This window comes from Novosphingobium sp. HNCC26BN242 (assembly GCF_057180525.1).
In genome coordinates this window covers 1-14,530 of sequence record NZ_JBXUGM010000006.1, presented here as the reverse complement: position 1 = coordinate 14,530, position 14,530 = coordinate 1, and the positions used below count along the sequence as shown (strand labels likewise).

The 14,530-nt window shown below is 63.6% G+C and carries 19 protein-coding genes; all 19 read left to right on the top strand.

Annotated features, from left to right (window positions below; all coding sequences use genetic code 11):
- Positions 1–68 precede the first annotated feature (68 nt).
- The 19 genes from AC2A1F_RS17990 to AC2A1F_RS17900 all read left to right on the top strand — a co-directional run bounded on the left by AC2A1F_RS17990 (position 69) and on the right by AC2A1F_RS17900 (position 14,451).
- Complete coding sequence (locus AC2A1F_RS17990; protein ID WP_484210161.1) at positions 69–434, top strand: hypothetical protein; 366 nt, start codon at positions 69–71, stop codon at positions 432–434.
- A gap of 3 nt (positions 435–437) precedes the next feature.
- Positions 438–983 carry a head-tail connector protein gene (locus AC2A1F_RS17985; protein WP_484210160.1) on the top strand — a complete coding sequence of 182 codons (546 nt, stop codon included), beginning with the start codon at positions 438–440 and terminating at the stop codon, positions 981–983.
- The gene (locus AC2A1F_RS17980) at positions 983–1,330 is read left to right on the top strand and encodes a phage head completion protein (protein ID WP_484210159.1); all 348 of its coding nucleotides are present in this window, start codon (positions 983–985) and stop codon (positions 1,328–1,330) included. Before AC2A1F_RS17985 ends, AC2A1F_RS17980 begins: the two co-directional genes overlap by 1 nt.
- Positions 1,239–1,862: an HK97 gp10 family phage protein gene (locus AC2A1F_RS17975; protein ID WP_484210158.1), complete on the top strand. Its 624-nt coding sequence runs from the start codon at positions 1,239–1,241 to the stop codon at positions 1,860–1,862. The genes AC2A1F_RS17980 and AC2A1F_RS17975 overlap by 92 nt, the downstream gene beginning before the upstream one ends.
- An 8-nt stretch (positions 1,863–1,870) precedes the next feature.
- Positions 1,871–2,266, top strand: coding sequence for a tail completion protein gp17 (gene gp17, locus AC2A1F_RS17970; RefSeq protein WP_484210157.1), 396 nt, complete (start codon positions 1,871–1,873; stop codon positions 2,264–2,266).
- Positions 2,267–2,704, top strand: coding sequence for a phage tail protein (locus AC2A1F_RS17965; RefSeq protein ID WP_484210156.1), 438 nt, complete (start codon positions 2,267–2,269; stop codon positions 2,702–2,704).
- 1 nt (position 2,705) lies between these two features.
- The gene (locus AC2A1F_RS17960; RefSeq protein ID WP_484210155.1) at positions 2,706–3,074 is read left to right on the top strand and encodes a hypothetical protein; all 369 of its coding nucleotides are present in this window, start codon (positions 2,706–2,708) and stop codon (positions 3,072–3,074) included.
- A gap of 304 nt (positions 3,075–3,378) precedes the next feature.
- Positions 3,379–5,076: a hypothetical protein gene (locus AC2A1F_RS17955; protein WP_484210154.1), complete on the top strand. Its 1,698-nt coding sequence runs from the start codon at positions 3,379–3,381 to the stop codon at positions 5,074–5,076.
- The gene (locus tag AC2A1F_RS17950) at positions 5,073–5,666 is read left to right on the top strand and encodes a hypothetical protein (protein ID WP_484210153.1); all 594 of its coding nucleotides are present in this window, start codon (positions 5,073–5,075) and stop codon (positions 5,664–5,666) included. Before AC2A1F_RS17955 ends, AC2A1F_RS17950 begins: the two co-directional genes overlap by 4 nt.
- Positions 5,666–6,280, top strand: coding sequence for a hypothetical protein (locus AC2A1F_RS17945; protein ID WP_484210152.1), 615 nt, complete (start codon positions 5,666–5,668; stop codon positions 6,278–6,280). The genes AC2A1F_RS17950 and AC2A1F_RS17945 overlap by 1 nt, the downstream gene beginning before the upstream one ends.
- A 12-nt stretch (positions 6,281–6,292) precedes the next feature.
- Positions 6,293–6,718 carry a DUF6950 family protein gene (locus AC2A1F_RS17940; protein ID WP_484210151.1) on the top strand — a complete coding sequence of 142 codons (426 nt, stop codon included), beginning with the start codon at positions 6,293–6,295 and terminating at the stop codon, positions 6,716–6,718.
- Between the two features lie 75 nt (positions 6,719–6,793).
- Complete coding sequence (locus AC2A1F_RS17935; RefSeq protein ID WP_484210150.1) at positions 6,794–8,728, top strand: phage tail protein; 1,935 nt, start codon at positions 6,794–6,796, stop codon at positions 8,726–8,728.
- Between the two features lie 29 nt (positions 8,729–8,757).
- A complete protein-coding gene (locus AC2A1F_RS17930; protein WP_484210149.1) occupies positions 8,758–9,171 on the top strand; it encodes a hypothetical protein in 414 nt (137 codons plus the stop codon).
- A 3-nt stretch (positions 9,172–9,174) separates the two neighbouring features.
- Complete coding sequence (locus AC2A1F_RS17925) at positions 9,175–12,480, top strand: hypothetical protein (protein ID WP_484210148.1); 3,306 nt, start codon at positions 9,175–9,177, stop codon at positions 12,478–12,480.
- 39 nt (positions 12,481–12,519) lie between these two features.
- A complete protein-coding gene (locus AC2A1F_RS17920) occupies positions 12,520–12,783 on the top strand; it encodes a hypothetical protein (protein ID WP_484210147.1) in 264 nt (87 codons plus the stop codon).
- Positions 12,770–13,378 carry a lysozyme gene (locus AC2A1F_RS17915; protein WP_484210146.1) on the top strand — a complete coding sequence of 203 codons (609 nt, stop codon included), beginning with the start codon at positions 12,770–12,772 and terminating at the stop codon, positions 13,376–13,378. The genes AC2A1F_RS17920 and AC2A1F_RS17915 overlap by 14 nt, the downstream gene beginning before the upstream one ends.
- A gap of 4 nt (positions 13,379–13,382) precedes the next feature.
- Positions 13,383–13,790 (top strand): hypothetical protein, encoded by a 408-nt coding sequence (locus tag AC2A1F_RS17910; protein WP_484210145.1) that lies wholly within the window; start codon positions 13,383–13,385, stop codon positions 13,788–13,790.
- Positions 13,759–13,881, top strand: coding sequence for a hypothetical protein (locus AC2A1F_RS17905; protein WP_484210144.1), 123 nt, complete (start codon positions 13,759–13,761; stop codon positions 13,879–13,881). The genes AC2A1F_RS17910 and AC2A1F_RS17905 overlap by 32 nt, the downstream gene beginning before the upstream one ends.
- 6 nt (positions 13,882–13,887) lie before the next feature.
- The gene (locus tag AC2A1F_RS17900) at positions 13,888–14,451 is read left to right on the top strand and encodes a hypothetical protein (RefSeq protein WP_484210143.1); all 564 of its coding nucleotides are present in this window, start codon (positions 13,888–13,890) and stop codon (positions 14,449–14,451) included.
- Positions 14,452–14,530: the final 79 nt, after the last annotated feature.

The window sequence follows — 14,530 nt, the reverse complement described above, 5'->3', positions numbered from 1 at the left end:
TGGCGCTGGTCCGGTGAGAGATGGGGTCTGGTGAGAGATGCCACCCCGGCGCTGAAGAGGAATTGACCATGCAGATGAAGATGAACGTGCCCATGTCTGGGCCGACCGTGAATGTTTCGGTTGGCGGCGTACACGTGTGCGATGCCGCTGAGGCCGTGCGCCTGTTCCGCGCGGGCTATGGCGTGCCGACGGACGATTCCAAGGAAGACTTCGCGGTGGCACTGGCCGAGCAGGAGCAGATCGACATTGCCGAGGCCGAAGCCGCGCTGGCCGACATCGATGCTGGCGGGCAAGATGTTGGCGGGCAGGATGTTGGCGGGGAAGGGAACGGTAGCGATCCTGCCGCCGAGCCTGACAAGCCCGTAACCGAGACGGCGACGCCAGCAGCAGCTGCGCCGGTTGCGGCAAAGCCTGCAGCGAAGAAGAAGGCCTGATCCATGTGGCTGCCGCCGGTTACCACCATTGCCCCGGCAACGGGCGCGGTTACGCTGGCGGCAGCCAAGGAATTCGTGCGTATCGCAGCAGACGACACATCGTTTGATGTGGAGCTGCAGGCGACGCTGGACGGCGTGATCGCCGATGTTGAGCGGATCACGGCCACGCGCCTGATTACGCAGACGGTGCTGATCGGCGCTTCCAGCTTTGCAGATCTGGAAGCCTTGCCGATCGGGCCGGTGAGCAGCGTCATCTCGGTCAAGTATCTTGACCTGGACGGTGTGGAGCAAACGCTGGCGCCGGAAGACTGGCGACTTTCGGGCGCGGGCCTGCGCTGGCGCATCTTTGCCGCAATCGGCAGGGACTGGCCGAGCGTGGCCGATGCCGCCGATGCGGTGAGGGTTTCGCTGATCGCTGGTTACGGGGCCGCACCGTCCAATGTGCCGCCACACATCCGCACGGCGATCCTGCGGGCAACCCGGGCGCAGTATGACGATAAGCCGTTCGATATCGAACCTCTGCTGGTGAACGACAGGATCTGGCTCTGATGGCCCGAATTCCAACGGCCCGCTACACGTCGAGCGTTGTCTTCGAAGTCAACACCGCAGCGCGCACGGCGCTGGGCGGCAGAGCGTTGCCGGCGTGGGAATACGTGGCGACGCGGCGGGCTGCGGTTACTTGGGGAAGCTCGGCCGAGCGGCGCAGTGCGGGTATCGAGCAGGCGGTGCAAGCTGCAACGTTCCGGGTTCGGGCAGATGCAGTGGCGCTCACGATCAACGCGCGAGATCATCGAATCGTTCTGGATGGCCAGGCTTTCGACATCACCGGCATCGTGCCGATCGGCGCGCCTCGTGCCAACGAGCTGGAGATCTCCGGCATGGCTTCGAAGGGCTGAGGGCGGGACCATGGCGAGATTGGCAAACCTCGAGTTTTCGGGGGGCAAAGAGCTTGAGCGCGCGCTGCTGGAACTGTCGACGCAGTCTGCGCAGCGGGTCGGCCGGTTTGCGCTACGTCGGGCTGCAAAGCCCGTGGCGGACAAGGCCAAAGCCATCGTGCGGAAGAAAGAAGGGCGGCTTGCCAAGGCCATCAAGATCCGGGTGGACCGGCTCCGTAACCAGAAGTCTGCGCTGTCCGCTCTGATCTACATCAGCGACAGAGGCTTCGTTTATCGTCCGCGCACAACGCAGCGGAAAAGCAAGATCAACGGCAAACTGAAACCGCGGCGGTATGATTACCAGCAGGGTTCGCTGCCAAGCGTTTACGGCCGCTTCCTTGAATATGGACGTCACAAGCAGGGAATCCCTGCCTATCCGTTCATGCGCCCGGCATGGGACAGCGAGGGCGGCAACGTGGCGCTGGGAAGGATTGCCGAAGAGCTGCGTATCGGCCTCGAGCGAGAAGCCGCGCGCCTGGCAAGAAAGCGGTGATCATGGGCATGGCAGTTGATCTGGTTGAACGGCTTAAAGCCGATCCCGGAATTGCGGCCTTTGTAGGCGACGCGGTCACCTGGTTCGACCCGGATCGGGTTCATGCCTATCCGGCCGTGGTTCTGCAGAAGATTTCAGCAGGCCGCGAATACACGCATGACGGTGCTGACGGCCTCGACGGGCCGCGCGTCCAGTTCGACTGCATCGGCCGGACCGATGCCGAAGCCGAAGACATCAAGCTGGCGGTGATTGCCTGCATGGAGCAGCCCGGCACCACTGGCGACACACGGTTCCACAACGGATTTCTGGAAGGCGAAAGCTGGCTCGCCCTGGGCGAACAGGACGGCGGGCAGTCGCTTTTCCAGATCTCGATCGACTTCATCTTTTTTCATGAGGAGGCTTGAATGGCCGGAGACGCGAAGCAGAGCTTTGGCTCGATTGTTAAGCTGGGGACCGCCAGCGGTACTCTGACGGCGCTGGGCAAGCGATTCACCGTGGGCGTGCCCAAGCGTACCCGCGAAGCCATCGAAACCACCGATCACGGCAGCCCCGATGGCTATTCGGAATTCATTGCCGATGGCGTGACCGATGGCGGCACCCTGACGCTCAACATGAACTACATCGCAGGCGATGCCGACGATGATTTGTGCAACGAGATGTTCGATGCCGGCAACATCTTCGTATCGTGGACGGTCAATGCCGCCAGTGGCACCGAAACCTTCGGTCCGGTTGCTGGTGTGGTGACCGAGTACGGTCCGGACAGCCTGGAAACCAAGGGCAAGCAGTCTGCCACAATGATCATCAAGATCAGTGGTAAGGCAGCGCAGGCGGCAACGACCTGATATGGCGCTGAAGCTGAAAGGCGAGGCCAGTTTTTCCCATGAAGGGGAAGAACTGAAGATCGCGATCGACATCAATGCCATTCTGGCGGTTGAGGAAGAGACCGGCATTCCGCTGCTGGCGGCGCATCATGGGGTGCTGTCGTTGCGCTATTGCGCCTCGCTGTTGCGCCATGGCCTGGCCAAGGGCTGCGGCAAGGAATTCAGCCGCGAGGAAGCGGCGGAGATTCTGGTATCGGCTCCCAATGCGCACGACGCGGTGATTGACGCACTGGAAGGCTTTTTGCCCAGTCCTGCCGCAGTGGCAAAGGACGGTGCACCAAACCCTCCGAAGGCGGCGGGGAAGAAACCTGCGACTGGGAAGAACTCCTGATCCAGTGGTGTGAAGCGGGTGGCAGGCCAGATGATTTCTGGCACCAGACGCTTCGCACGGTCCGCGCCGCCACCCGGGGATACAACCGGCGCAGGGGCTGGGCTGCGTGGCATGATGCTGCGCTTTCCCGCTATCCCAACGAAGCTCTTGAACGTCTGGGCCTGCATGGCCTGACTGGCGAGGAACCGCCCGAACTGTCTGAAGAAGAACAGGCCGAGATCGAACTGCAGAAGCTGCGCGCCTTCAAAAGCCAGATGAAGTCGATGGGATACACAGATCCCGCACCCCAGCGTGAGGAACGGCCATGAGCGAAATGATCGGTCGGCTTCGCGTTGCGCTGGGGCTGGACACTGCTGCTTTTGAACGCGGCGCGCGCCGCAGCGCTGCTGAAGTGGATGCGCTTGGCACGCGCGCCGAAAAGGCCGGCTACAAGATCGGATCGACGGCCAAGGCGATCTATGCCGCCGGTGCGACGTTGGCCGGGTCGGCCTTTGTGGTGCAGCTCAAGAGCATGGTCGAGGAGGGGCTCCGCTTTGCCGGAACGCTCGATACCTTGGCCAAGAGTTCGAATGCCAGCATCGAAGAGTTTCAGAAATACGCACTGGCCGCCAAGTCTGTCGGCATCGAGAACGAAAAGCTCGGCGACATCTTCAAAGACGTGAACGACAAGGTTGGTGAATTCCTTCAGACCGGCGGCGGCGAGATGAAGGACTTCTTCGAACAGATCGCGCCGAAAGTGGGCGTGACGGCTGAGCAATTCCGCAACCTGTCAGGACCGCAGGCGCTTCAACTTTACATCGACAGCCTGCAAAAGGCTGGTTTGAATCAGCAGGAGATGACCTTCTACATGGAGGCCGTGGCCGACGAGGCCAGCAAGCTGATTCCGTTGATGAAAGACAACGGCGCCGCGGTCCGCGCTTATGCCGATGAGGCGCAGAAAGCCGGGATCATCATCAGCCAGGAACTGGCCGACAAATCGATCGCAGCAGGCAAGAAGGTCGATTTTCTGCGTACCAAGCTGGAAATGCGCTGGAACGTGGCGGTGGCCGAGAACGCCGACAAGATCGAAAACATCGTCAACAAGATCGATCTCATGGTCACACGCTTCTTCAAGCTGATCGAGTTGATGGAGCGGTTTGGCAACACGCGGATGGGCAAGATCCTGACTGGCGTGGGCGATGTTGCATATCTTGCCAATCCGCTGACGGCCACCGGCGTTCTTGCGGACAAGGTCCTGACGGCAACTGAAGGCAAGGGCAGCAAAGGCGCTGCGCCCACGATGGCGCGGCCGACATCGAACAGCTGGGACAAGACTTCCGGCGCGCCCATGCTGCAGGGCGGGTCTGCCTATCGCGGACCGCTTGCCAACTTCGCTGGCGGGTCCACGCTTTCGCCCAGCGCATCGGGCACCTTTGCTGGCATGCAGCCGGGGCAGGGGCAAAGCATTGTCGATCGCGCGTGGGAGAATGCCGACCGGCTCGAAGCGGTTCAGGGCATTCTGGGTCAGACGATTGTGGAGACGGCCGAGAAGGTCGAGATCGGCAACGTGCAGATCGCGCGGTCGTTCGGAGAGATGGCGCAGGATTCGATTTCGGCGCTAGATAGGCTGGCCAGTGCAGTGCAGGGCGGGGGGGCGCTGAATATCATTTCGGCCATTCTGGGCGTGGGCCTGCAGCTGGGCGGCATGGGGGCGTTCGGGAAGAAGATCCAGACCAGCATCAACGCGCCGCGCATTCCGGCCTATGCCGGGGGCACGAACTTCCACCCGGGTGGGCTGGCGCTGGTGGGTGAACGCGGGCCGGAAATCGTTTCGATGCCGCGCGGATCTTCGGTCTATCCCAACGGGACAGGGCCGGGTGGTGTGACCAATTACTTTTCCGGCAACCTGATGACGCCGGAGTTCTGGTCGCAAATCAATACGGGGCACGCCGTGGCGGCGCAGGCCGGGGGTGAGCTGGGGTATCGCAAGGTGGTGACCAAGGGGCGGAGGCGGTTGGCGTGATCACCCTGCCTGCTGAATTCGTGCCGCGCGAGGCGGCTCCGCAGTTGATGGACTTCGGCATGATCCTGCGGCCGGCATCGGGCGCGGGGGCGTTGCGCGTAAACCGCACGGGTAGCCGGTTCATGCTGCAGGTTTCGTTTCCGCCGATGACCATGGAGAAGGCGCGGCGCTTTATCGCGTCGCTGCAGCAGGCCAAGCGCGAAGGGTTGCGCATGGCATGGCCGCTGATGGCAGAGCCGCAAGGATCGCCCGGCGCGGCCAAGGTCAACGGATCGGGCGCGGCGGGCACCAGTCTGCCGCTGAAGGATATGACGCCGGGTTACATGATCCGGCAGGGCTATTGGCTGCACGTGCAGGATGCCGCCGGGGTGCGGTGCATCCATTGCGTGGCCGATGCGGTGCGGGTTGCCGGTGATGGCACCGCCACGGTGACGATCGAGCCGCCTTTGCGCGTGGCGCTGGTGAACAACGATGCGGTCGAACTGGCCAGGCCGACAATCGAAGGGCTGATCACCAGCGATGTGAGCTGGACGCTGCCGGTGAACCGCATCGTGGAAGGTCTTGGTTTCACGCTCGAGGAATCCGATTGATGCAATTTCTGTCGCTGGTCGGGCTGCTCAAGATCGAGTTGCCCGAGGCGACCGTGCGTCTGTGTGATGGCGGGATCATCAAGTGGGGCAGTGAGAACTTCACCGCGAAGGATCCGCTGTTTGGCACCATCGGAGCTTTGAGCGAAGTGAACGAAGGCATTGGCGAGGAAGTGCCGGCCTTTGACATCACGTTTTTGCCGCCCGATGGCGTGGACCCCGATGATCTGGCCGCGCCGGGGTATCAGACCGCGCGCGTGACGGTGTGGGTGGCCGAATATAACCGGGCGACCGGGGCCGTGATCGGCACGCCTGACCTGATGTTTCTGGGCCAGCTGGACCAGATCGAGCTGGGGATCGAGAAGGACCGGCGCGATCTGGCCTGTTCTGTCGTCAGCCTCGCCGAGCGGCTGTTCAACCGGAACGAAGGCAACACGCTTTCGCCATCGTTCCACAAGTCTGTCTGGCCGGGGGAAACCGGGCACGATGGTGGCAATGGCCTGACCATTCCGGTGGCCTGGGGCGTGGAGACGACAAGCCCGAGCAGCGGCAGTGGTGGCGGGTTGTTTGGCGGGGGCTTTGTGCGCGCGCCGGGCGAATATGCGCAAGTCAATTGAAACGGTGAGTTGATGGTACCGGACCTTATCAGGCGGCAGCAGGCCACGCAGGCCACGCTGGCGAAGTATCGCGCGCGGCCATTCGATTGGAAAAAGGCCGTTACCTGCGTGCACATGGCGCGGTTTCATCTGCGCAAGATGGGGCACCGCGTGCCGGAGCTGCCACGCATCCGGGGGCTGATCGGCGCGCGCCGCGCGATGGACCGCAACGGGTGGGCCGATGTGGCGGCGATGCTGGATGCACAAGATTCGCTGGAACGCATCGCGCCCGCGTTCATGCGCGTGGGTGATCTGGCGGTGCTGCCGGGTGAAGGCATGGACGGCATCGTGATCTGCGCAGGGCAGCACGCGCTGCTGGGTTGGCATCAGGATTGGGCGGGGGGCATGATCGAAATGGAAGCGCCGCTCGACAATCTGCTGGGCGCGTGGAGGGCTTAACCTGTGAAGAAGGGAAGCCTTGGCCCGGGTCAAGCCCGGGCTGACGAATTGATTTTGAGAACGGGGATTTAGGGCGTGGCCAAGGTTTTGCGCGTTGTGGCCGTGGTGGCGGGCGCGGTGGCTTTGTTTGTGCCCGGGTTGCAGGCGCTGGGGGCGCTTTCGATATCGGCCGGGACGGCGGCGACTGTGGCGACGATTGCCAGCATCGTGGCCACGGTGGCCAGCATCGGTTCACAAATCCTGACCAAGCCGCCACCGGCGCGCGGATCGGTGAGCCAGGTGGTGATCGCGGCGGAACCGCCATCGCCCTATGTTATGGGCGAAGGCTATTGCGGCGGCGTGCTGCGTTATGACCGGGCCTATGGTTTTGAAGACGATGTGCCCAATCCCTTCAGATGGCAGGTGTTCGTCCATTCGCACGGCGGGCCGATCCATTCGATAGCGCCGCGGTTCGATTATGATGTGATCAGCAGCTGGTACACCGGCTATCTGCACGTTTACACGCAATTGGGGGCGTGCCCGGAAAGCACTGCCCTGATGCCGGCAGCATGGCCGGGCGCGCCAGACTGGTCGACCAGTTCGAAGCTTTCAGGGCAGGCGGCGGTCGGGTGGAACATGCACTTCGACAAGAAGGGCAAGCGCTTTGGATCGGGGGTGCCGTTGCAGGGGGCCTATGGCAAATGGGTGCTGGCCTATGACCCAAGGCTGGACAGCACGCGGCCGGGCGGATCGGGCAGCCACCGCCTGGGCATGGAATCAACCTATGGCTGGACGGAAAACCCGGCGCTGCACGCGGGCACTTATGCCTATGGCCGGTATCAGAACGGCAAGAAGGTGATGGGCATCGGTCAGCCCGATGAAGGGATTGACTGGACCGCCATTGCCGCCTGGGCCAACGATTGCGATGCGAACGACTGGACCATCTTTGGCCGCGTGTTTGAACCCGGTGACAGGTGGGCCAACCTGAAAGACATCTGCGCCGCAGGCGGCGGCAAGCCGATCTTCAGCGGCGGATTGATCAGCTTTGATTGGCAGCGCCCGCGCGTGGCGCTGGCCACGATCACCGAAAAGGATCTGGGCGAAGGCCGCTATTCCAAGATCGCGGCGCGCGGCTATGCCGAACGGTACAACACGCTGGTGCCCAAATACACCGATCCCGCCAGCAACTGGGAACAGGTGAGCGCGGGCGAAGTATCGGTTGCGGCCTATGTGGCGCAGGATGGCGAACCGCGCCGGCAGGAATGGCCGCTCAATCTGGTCAAGGATGTGGACCAGGCCGCGAAGCTGACCCGCTATGTGATCGAAGACAGCCGCGAGCAGGACCCGATCACGCTGCCGTTGCAGCCGCAATGGCGCGCGATGCGCCCGGGGCAAGCCTATGAACTGGACCTGCCTTCGCTGGGCTATTCCGAGCAGCTGGTAGTGCTGCAATCCAAGCAGGTGAACCCGCAGACCTTTGAAGTGACCGCCACATTCCGCACCGAAACCGATGCCAAGCACGCCGCCGCGCTGGCCGAAGTGGGCGTGCCGCCGCCTGCGGTGGGCACCGTGCAGACACCGCAGGAACGCGATGAAGCGCGCGCCAATGCCATGGTGGTTTCTGAACTGGTGACGGCGCTGATCAGCACCAGCTATGTCACCGATGCCGATCCGGCGGACGGCCTGCTTCAGGCCACCGGCACGGCGATCACGGTGGAAAGCCACACGCGGACCTATACCGATCGCACGGTATCGATCACGGGCGGCACGCTGACGACCGAGGCCGATGGCACCACGGCGATTGCCGCCAGCACGCTGTACCACGTCTATTACGATGATGGCGGGCGGCTTGGCGGGGCTGTGAGCCTGAAGGCCACGCGGGTTTCCAAAGCAGCCGCGACCAGCGCCGACAATCCGGCCCGGCACTATGTGGGATCGATCACGACAGACGTGGCCACCGGGGGCACCGGGACCAGCGCCGGGGGCACGCGCCCACCGGGCTGGGGCAATGGCTGGAACAGCTCGATCTGATCAGACCTTTTTGAACATCGGAGAATGCAATGCCGAATACCACATTCGACACCTGGCTGCAGACGCTGCAGGCAGGTGGCAAGGGGGGCGCGTCTGTTTCGCTCAAGCTGGCCACGCGGGGGCTTGCCTGGGCTGATGTGATCGAGCTTTCGGGAGACTGGTCGGACGCCACGATCACCGGATCGATCAGCGCCGCACCAGATGCCGCCAGCCCTCTCGCCGAAGTGACGGTTTCTGCCGGCTTCTATGACGCCACCGATGATGTGACCACGTTTGACGTGAGCCTGGCGGGCGGCACCGGCGATGACACCACCGGAAGCCTGCCCAGCGACAGCGACGGCGATGGCGTGGAATACCTGCCGATCGCCTTTTACATGACGCTGGCCCCGGCCTCGGCCGAGCTGCTGTTCGGCGCAGCGTTCCCCCTGACTGGAAAGGTCTGAAGCATGGTTGCGCTGACGTTCGGCAATTCGCCGATCACGCTGAATCTGGGCGAGAATACGGGTGCGGCACGGCGGGCAGCGGTGGCAGCGGCGGCGGCCCGCGCTGAAGCAGAAGGCTCTGCGCAGGATGCTGCGTTTGCAGTGCCGTTCGCGCTTCGCAGCGCGCTGATCGCGGCCACGGGTGCAGACAATGGCATGGCTGCCACCGTGCTGGCGGATGATGCCGGCACGCATACGGCGGTATCGGGAGAAGTGGTGCTGGGCGGCGCTGCGGCGACGGTGGGCGCATCCATCCCCAACGCGGGCCGATACACCCGCACGGGCGGCGCGTGGCTGCGCACGGGCGATCTGGACAGCCAGAGGGCGGCAGCGCAACTCCCACTGGTTGAAGCTGCTGCAGCCGACGCGATCGCGGATATCAATGGCGTAGCCAGTGACATCGCCACTACGTATGGCACTGATCTGGCGGCGGTAACCGGGCGAGAGACGCAGCGGCAGAATGACCTGGCTGACGTTGGCTATACCGCGCGCCAGTTCAAGTTTGCAGATACGCCTGCGGGATCACCTGGCACCGGTGGCGAAATTGCCGATGCGATCGACGTGGGCAACGATATCGCGGCGGGCGTCGTGGTTGATGCCGTGCTGGCCGAGATCAGCGAGGGCGCAACGGCTGCGAAGATCAGGGTGCGGCTTTATGAAGTCGCCACAACGGACAGCCAGGTCAACACCGCGCCGCCTGCTGGGGCGGATGTCCTGATCAGCGATGTCACTTTCACCAATCTTGCGGCCATCGAGGCGTTCGATGGTGGCGCTGCTGGCATCACGGCCAACACGGCAGGTCGCGAGTTCGTGTTTCCGTGCGTACCCTTTCGCACCAAGGCCGGAACCACGATCAAGCGGCGCATCACTGTGCTGGATGCTTCCGATGCGCCGGTGGCACTCAACATCGGCTATCGGGCCGCCAACAACACCGGTCGGCAGCGGCGCTCGGGGTGGTCGAGGCTCACGACTGGCGCGGCATCGTGGACCAATTACACGACCGCGCGCGAGCGGGCGATTGGCTTTGCATCGCGCAAGACCAACAGCACGAGCGCGATGAAGACGGCGACCGCAGCCAGCGAGGCCGCGCTTTCCGCAGCAAGCCAGACCCGCCTAGCTGCGCTGAATGATGCCAACGACAGCGCGCTTTCGGCGATCTCTGCGCTGATGCCTATCGACCTGTTTTCGCGCGGCGTGGTGTTCCTTGGCGACAGCCTGATGGCCAACACCAACGCCTCTGCCGGAAACCGGATGAGCGACCATGCGCGGACGTTCTTTGCTGGCAACCACGAAGCATCGTTCAGCGGCTTCATTGCGGGAACGACCCTGACGGTCACTGCCGTAACCAGCGGTACGCTCAAGGTCGGCCAGCTGCTATCCAATGCGGGTGCCAACGTCGCGGCAGGAACGCGGATCACGGCGCTTGGCTCGGGAACGGGCGGAGTCGGGACGTACACGGTCGACGTGTCTCAAACAGTGGCCAACGTTGGTAGTCCGATTGCAATGCAGGCGGGGGCGTTTGCCAATTGGGGCGTCAACGGCACGCGGCTTGATCAGATCGTGTCGCGATACGAAGGAATGCCGGCGTTTGCGCGCGCAGCCATAGTGGTGCTGAACGGCGGAACCAACGACATCAATCAGGCGGCATCTGGTGTGGTTTCGGCCACGATCACTAATGCCGGATCGGGGATGACACCCGGCGCCTATGATGTTTCTACCACGGGCGGCACAGCGGCCAGCGGTGGCAGCGCAACGCAGGCCACCTTTGTGGCAACCATCGGCGCAGGCGGCACGCTGACCTCGCTGGTGCCGAAGACCAATGCTTCGGGTGGCAAGCTGATCGGCGGTGGCTGGTCCACCGCAGCATCGCCGCCTACGTTCAACTTCGCTGCTGTTCCGGCGCTGGCCAGTGGTGGTATCGTGGCGACGGCCAATCTCGATGTCGTGACATCGATGTGCAACTGGATCGAGCGTTTTACGCTTGGTGCGGCGGCGAGCGGGGCATCATTCGTCATCTGGGCACCGTGGGTCGCCAACGCGAACAATTCGCTACAGTGGGCACGTGCCCGCGCATTGGCGAGCTGGACGCGCACCAATTATCCCTCGCGCGCTTTCGATCCTCTGCGCATGTGGGCTGGGCGGCACTTTGGCAGTGAGCCTAGCTTGGCGCTGTTGCGCACCGGCGCGCTCGGTGATACTTTCGACGGCCTGCATCTGGACGACAGGCTGACCGCCATCGGCGGGCGCGAAATGGCCTGGCAAATCCGCGCGCTGGCCGGTGGCACGCCCTACATTTTCGAGGATGCGCTGTTCGTGCGCGAGGGCGATGCGTTGGGCGCAGCAGTGCACACCCTGCGCACGATTGGCACTTTGACTGGCTTCCGGGTGGTTGATGGCCTGTCGGTAGACTCCGTGCGGGTCAACTCTTCAACAGGTGCGATCACGCGCGGCGGGGTCAGTGCGATCCCGGCAATCACCGAACTCGTTGTGGAAGCCGACAGCCTGCGTTTGGGCAAGCCGCGCCGGGTGAGGCTGCCCGTGTTCCGCCAACGCAGAGGCACGAGGGCGAGTGGCGGTGTGCGGATGGTGGGCAACGGGGCCTCGATCATGTCCACGCCTGCGCTGGTTGGCGCGGTGCCATCGCGCAAGCTGACAATGGTGTTGCGGGCGCGTTGGAACGCCATCGCCGCCGCTCCTCGGGGCATCGTGACGCTGACCGCTGCCGGAGACAATCCTATCTTGAGCAAGCAGGGGCGCACAGCCACCTCGACCTTGCGCAACTTGGCCAATACGCTGATCGCGACGGTATCTGCGCCCATTCCCGAAAATCCGCTCGATTATAACTGGTATTGGTTCTGCTTCGACACCACCAGCGGCGTTCAGATCGGCAGGGCGGCGACCAATGAAAGCGCAGTGGCTAATGCAGGATCGGTCCTTGCTGATGGCCTCATCCCGCTAGACCTGCTGCGCTATCTGTTCGGCTCTGCCGGGGCACCGTTGGCGGGTGATGACATAGCCTTCCTGTGGCTCGCCCAAGACTATCTGGATTTGGGCACACTGTCCGTGCGCGATCAGTTCCGCGACAGTGTGACCAAGGAAGCGCTTGACCTTGGCAGTTCAGGCACCGTGGGCGGGGTCACGCCGCTGATCTACATGCCAGCGCTGGGGGCTGGATCGATGCAGGCGGGCCGCAATCTGGGCACCGGGGGCGACTTCTACGTCGCACCTTACATCAACGCCGACAGTGCGGGCTTCAGGGACGCGGCGTGACAATATCACGCCCATAAATGCAGTTCAAAGGAGGATGCCATGAGCATCAGGGAACTCTGCCGGGATCTGCTTGAGCATATCCCGGAGGGAAGCAAGCACGTGCTCGACGCGCTTTCCATTGCCACTTTGCTGGGGAGCCTGATCAGCATGCTGCCTTCGATTGCCACGCTTCTGACCGTAATCTGGACCGGACTGCGGCTGTACCAGAGCTTTCTGGAGCTGGGCGACCGGAAGCGCCGCCTGGCGCGCGAAGCGGCAGAGGATGCGGCGAGAGCACAAGGGCGCAACGATGGCACCTGCTGAATACCGCAAGCCCGTGTTCGACGCGATCCGCAGCCTTCGCGGGCGGGGGTTCCGCAAGGCGGAGGTCGAGCAAGTGGATGCGCTGCTTGATCGGCTTGGCGTTCCTCGGCCAAATGGGGTGCCCCCATCTGCCGCCAACGGCGCAAGCACTGGCCGGCGCATCAACGCCGAGGGCCTTGCCATCGTGAAGCGGTTCGAGGGGCGAAGGCTGACCGCCTATCTCTGCCCAGCGAACATCTGGACAGTCGGGTATGGCCACACAGGGCCCGACGTGCATCGCGGACTGGTGATCAGCGAAGCGAAAGCCGAGCAGCTGCTGCATGAAGATCTGGAGAGGTTCGAAGCGGCAGTGGCCAAGCTGTGCCCGGTGGCCAGCGACAACGAGTTTTCTGCGCTGGTGAGCTTTGCTTTCAATCTGGGCGAAGAATCGCTGCGCACATCAACGCTGCGGCGCATGCACAACGAAGGCAATGAAGCCGGCGCTGCGCTGCAGTTCGCCCGGTGGAACAAGGCGCGGGTCAAAGGCAGGTTCAAGGTTCTGGCCGGGCTTACCGCGCGGCGCGCGGCCGAGGCGGCGCTTTACCTGAAAGGCTGAACAGATGTCGAACCTGCCCAACTGGCCGCCACGCGATTGGCGGGCCGCGCTGGCGCTTGCGCTGTCGGCCGGGGGTGCGGTGGCGCTGACGGTACTGCTGTGGCTGATGACCGGCATGCTGCTGCCCGAGAAGGGCTGGAGCGCGGACAGCGAGGGCGAGCGGGTGACGACGATCCGCTGGGCGCTGTGGATCTGTGCGCTGTGCATCCTGCTGGTGCTGACGGGCCTTGGCTTTTCGGCCTCGCGCCGGGGGCTGCGCCTGGAGCGCGGCGACAACAAGCTGGAATGGGAGGGCGGCGAGGATTTTGCCGACCGCAAACAGGAGAATGACGATGATCAAGCGGTTGCTGGGGAAGATCCTGAAGGACGTGGTGCTGCCGATGGCCAAGCAAGCCGCGCGCGAGGCGGCTGAGGAAGCTGTCATTGGCGTGATCGAGAAGCGCATCGGTCGTGACGAAGGGAAGGTCCTTATGCAGGTGCTGAACGGGCTTGAGAGGAAGTAACGGACGATGAGCGACTTTTCCGAAGTTCTGCGCAATGCGATCGCAGACGTCTACGAAGCGACCATTGGCGCTGGGCCAACATTGCGTATTCGCACCGGAGACAAGCCTGCCACAGCGGATGCTTCACGGACGGGCACCATTCTGGCGAGCGGCGTGTTGCCTGCCGACTGGCTGAGCGCGGCCAGCGCGGGCGTGAAATCGAAAGTCGGCACGTGGACTTTGACAAGTGCAGCTTCTGGAGACCCGGGCCACTTTGAAATCGTCTCCAGCGGTGGGCAGGTGCATTGGCAGAAGATCTGCACCGCGCCCTGGCAGGCAAGCCGAAACTACACGTTGGGCGCGCATGTGACCAATGACAGCGGCAAAGTCTATCGCTGCACCACGCCGGGCGTGGCCGCCAGTTCGGGCGGCCCAACCGGCACCGGGGCGACGATCACCGATGGCGCGGCGGTGTGGACCTATGTGGGGGCCAGCGTTGCCGCGCTGGGCGCGCTGGCGCTGGTGGCCCCGGTCAGCGCGGGTGTGACCGTGACGGTCGATACCTTCACCCTGACCGCACCGAACGCTTAACCCATGAGCCTGTATAACCGCGTAAAGGTGGCAACGGCCACCACGGGCACCGGGACGATCACGCTGGGCGCAGCGGCGG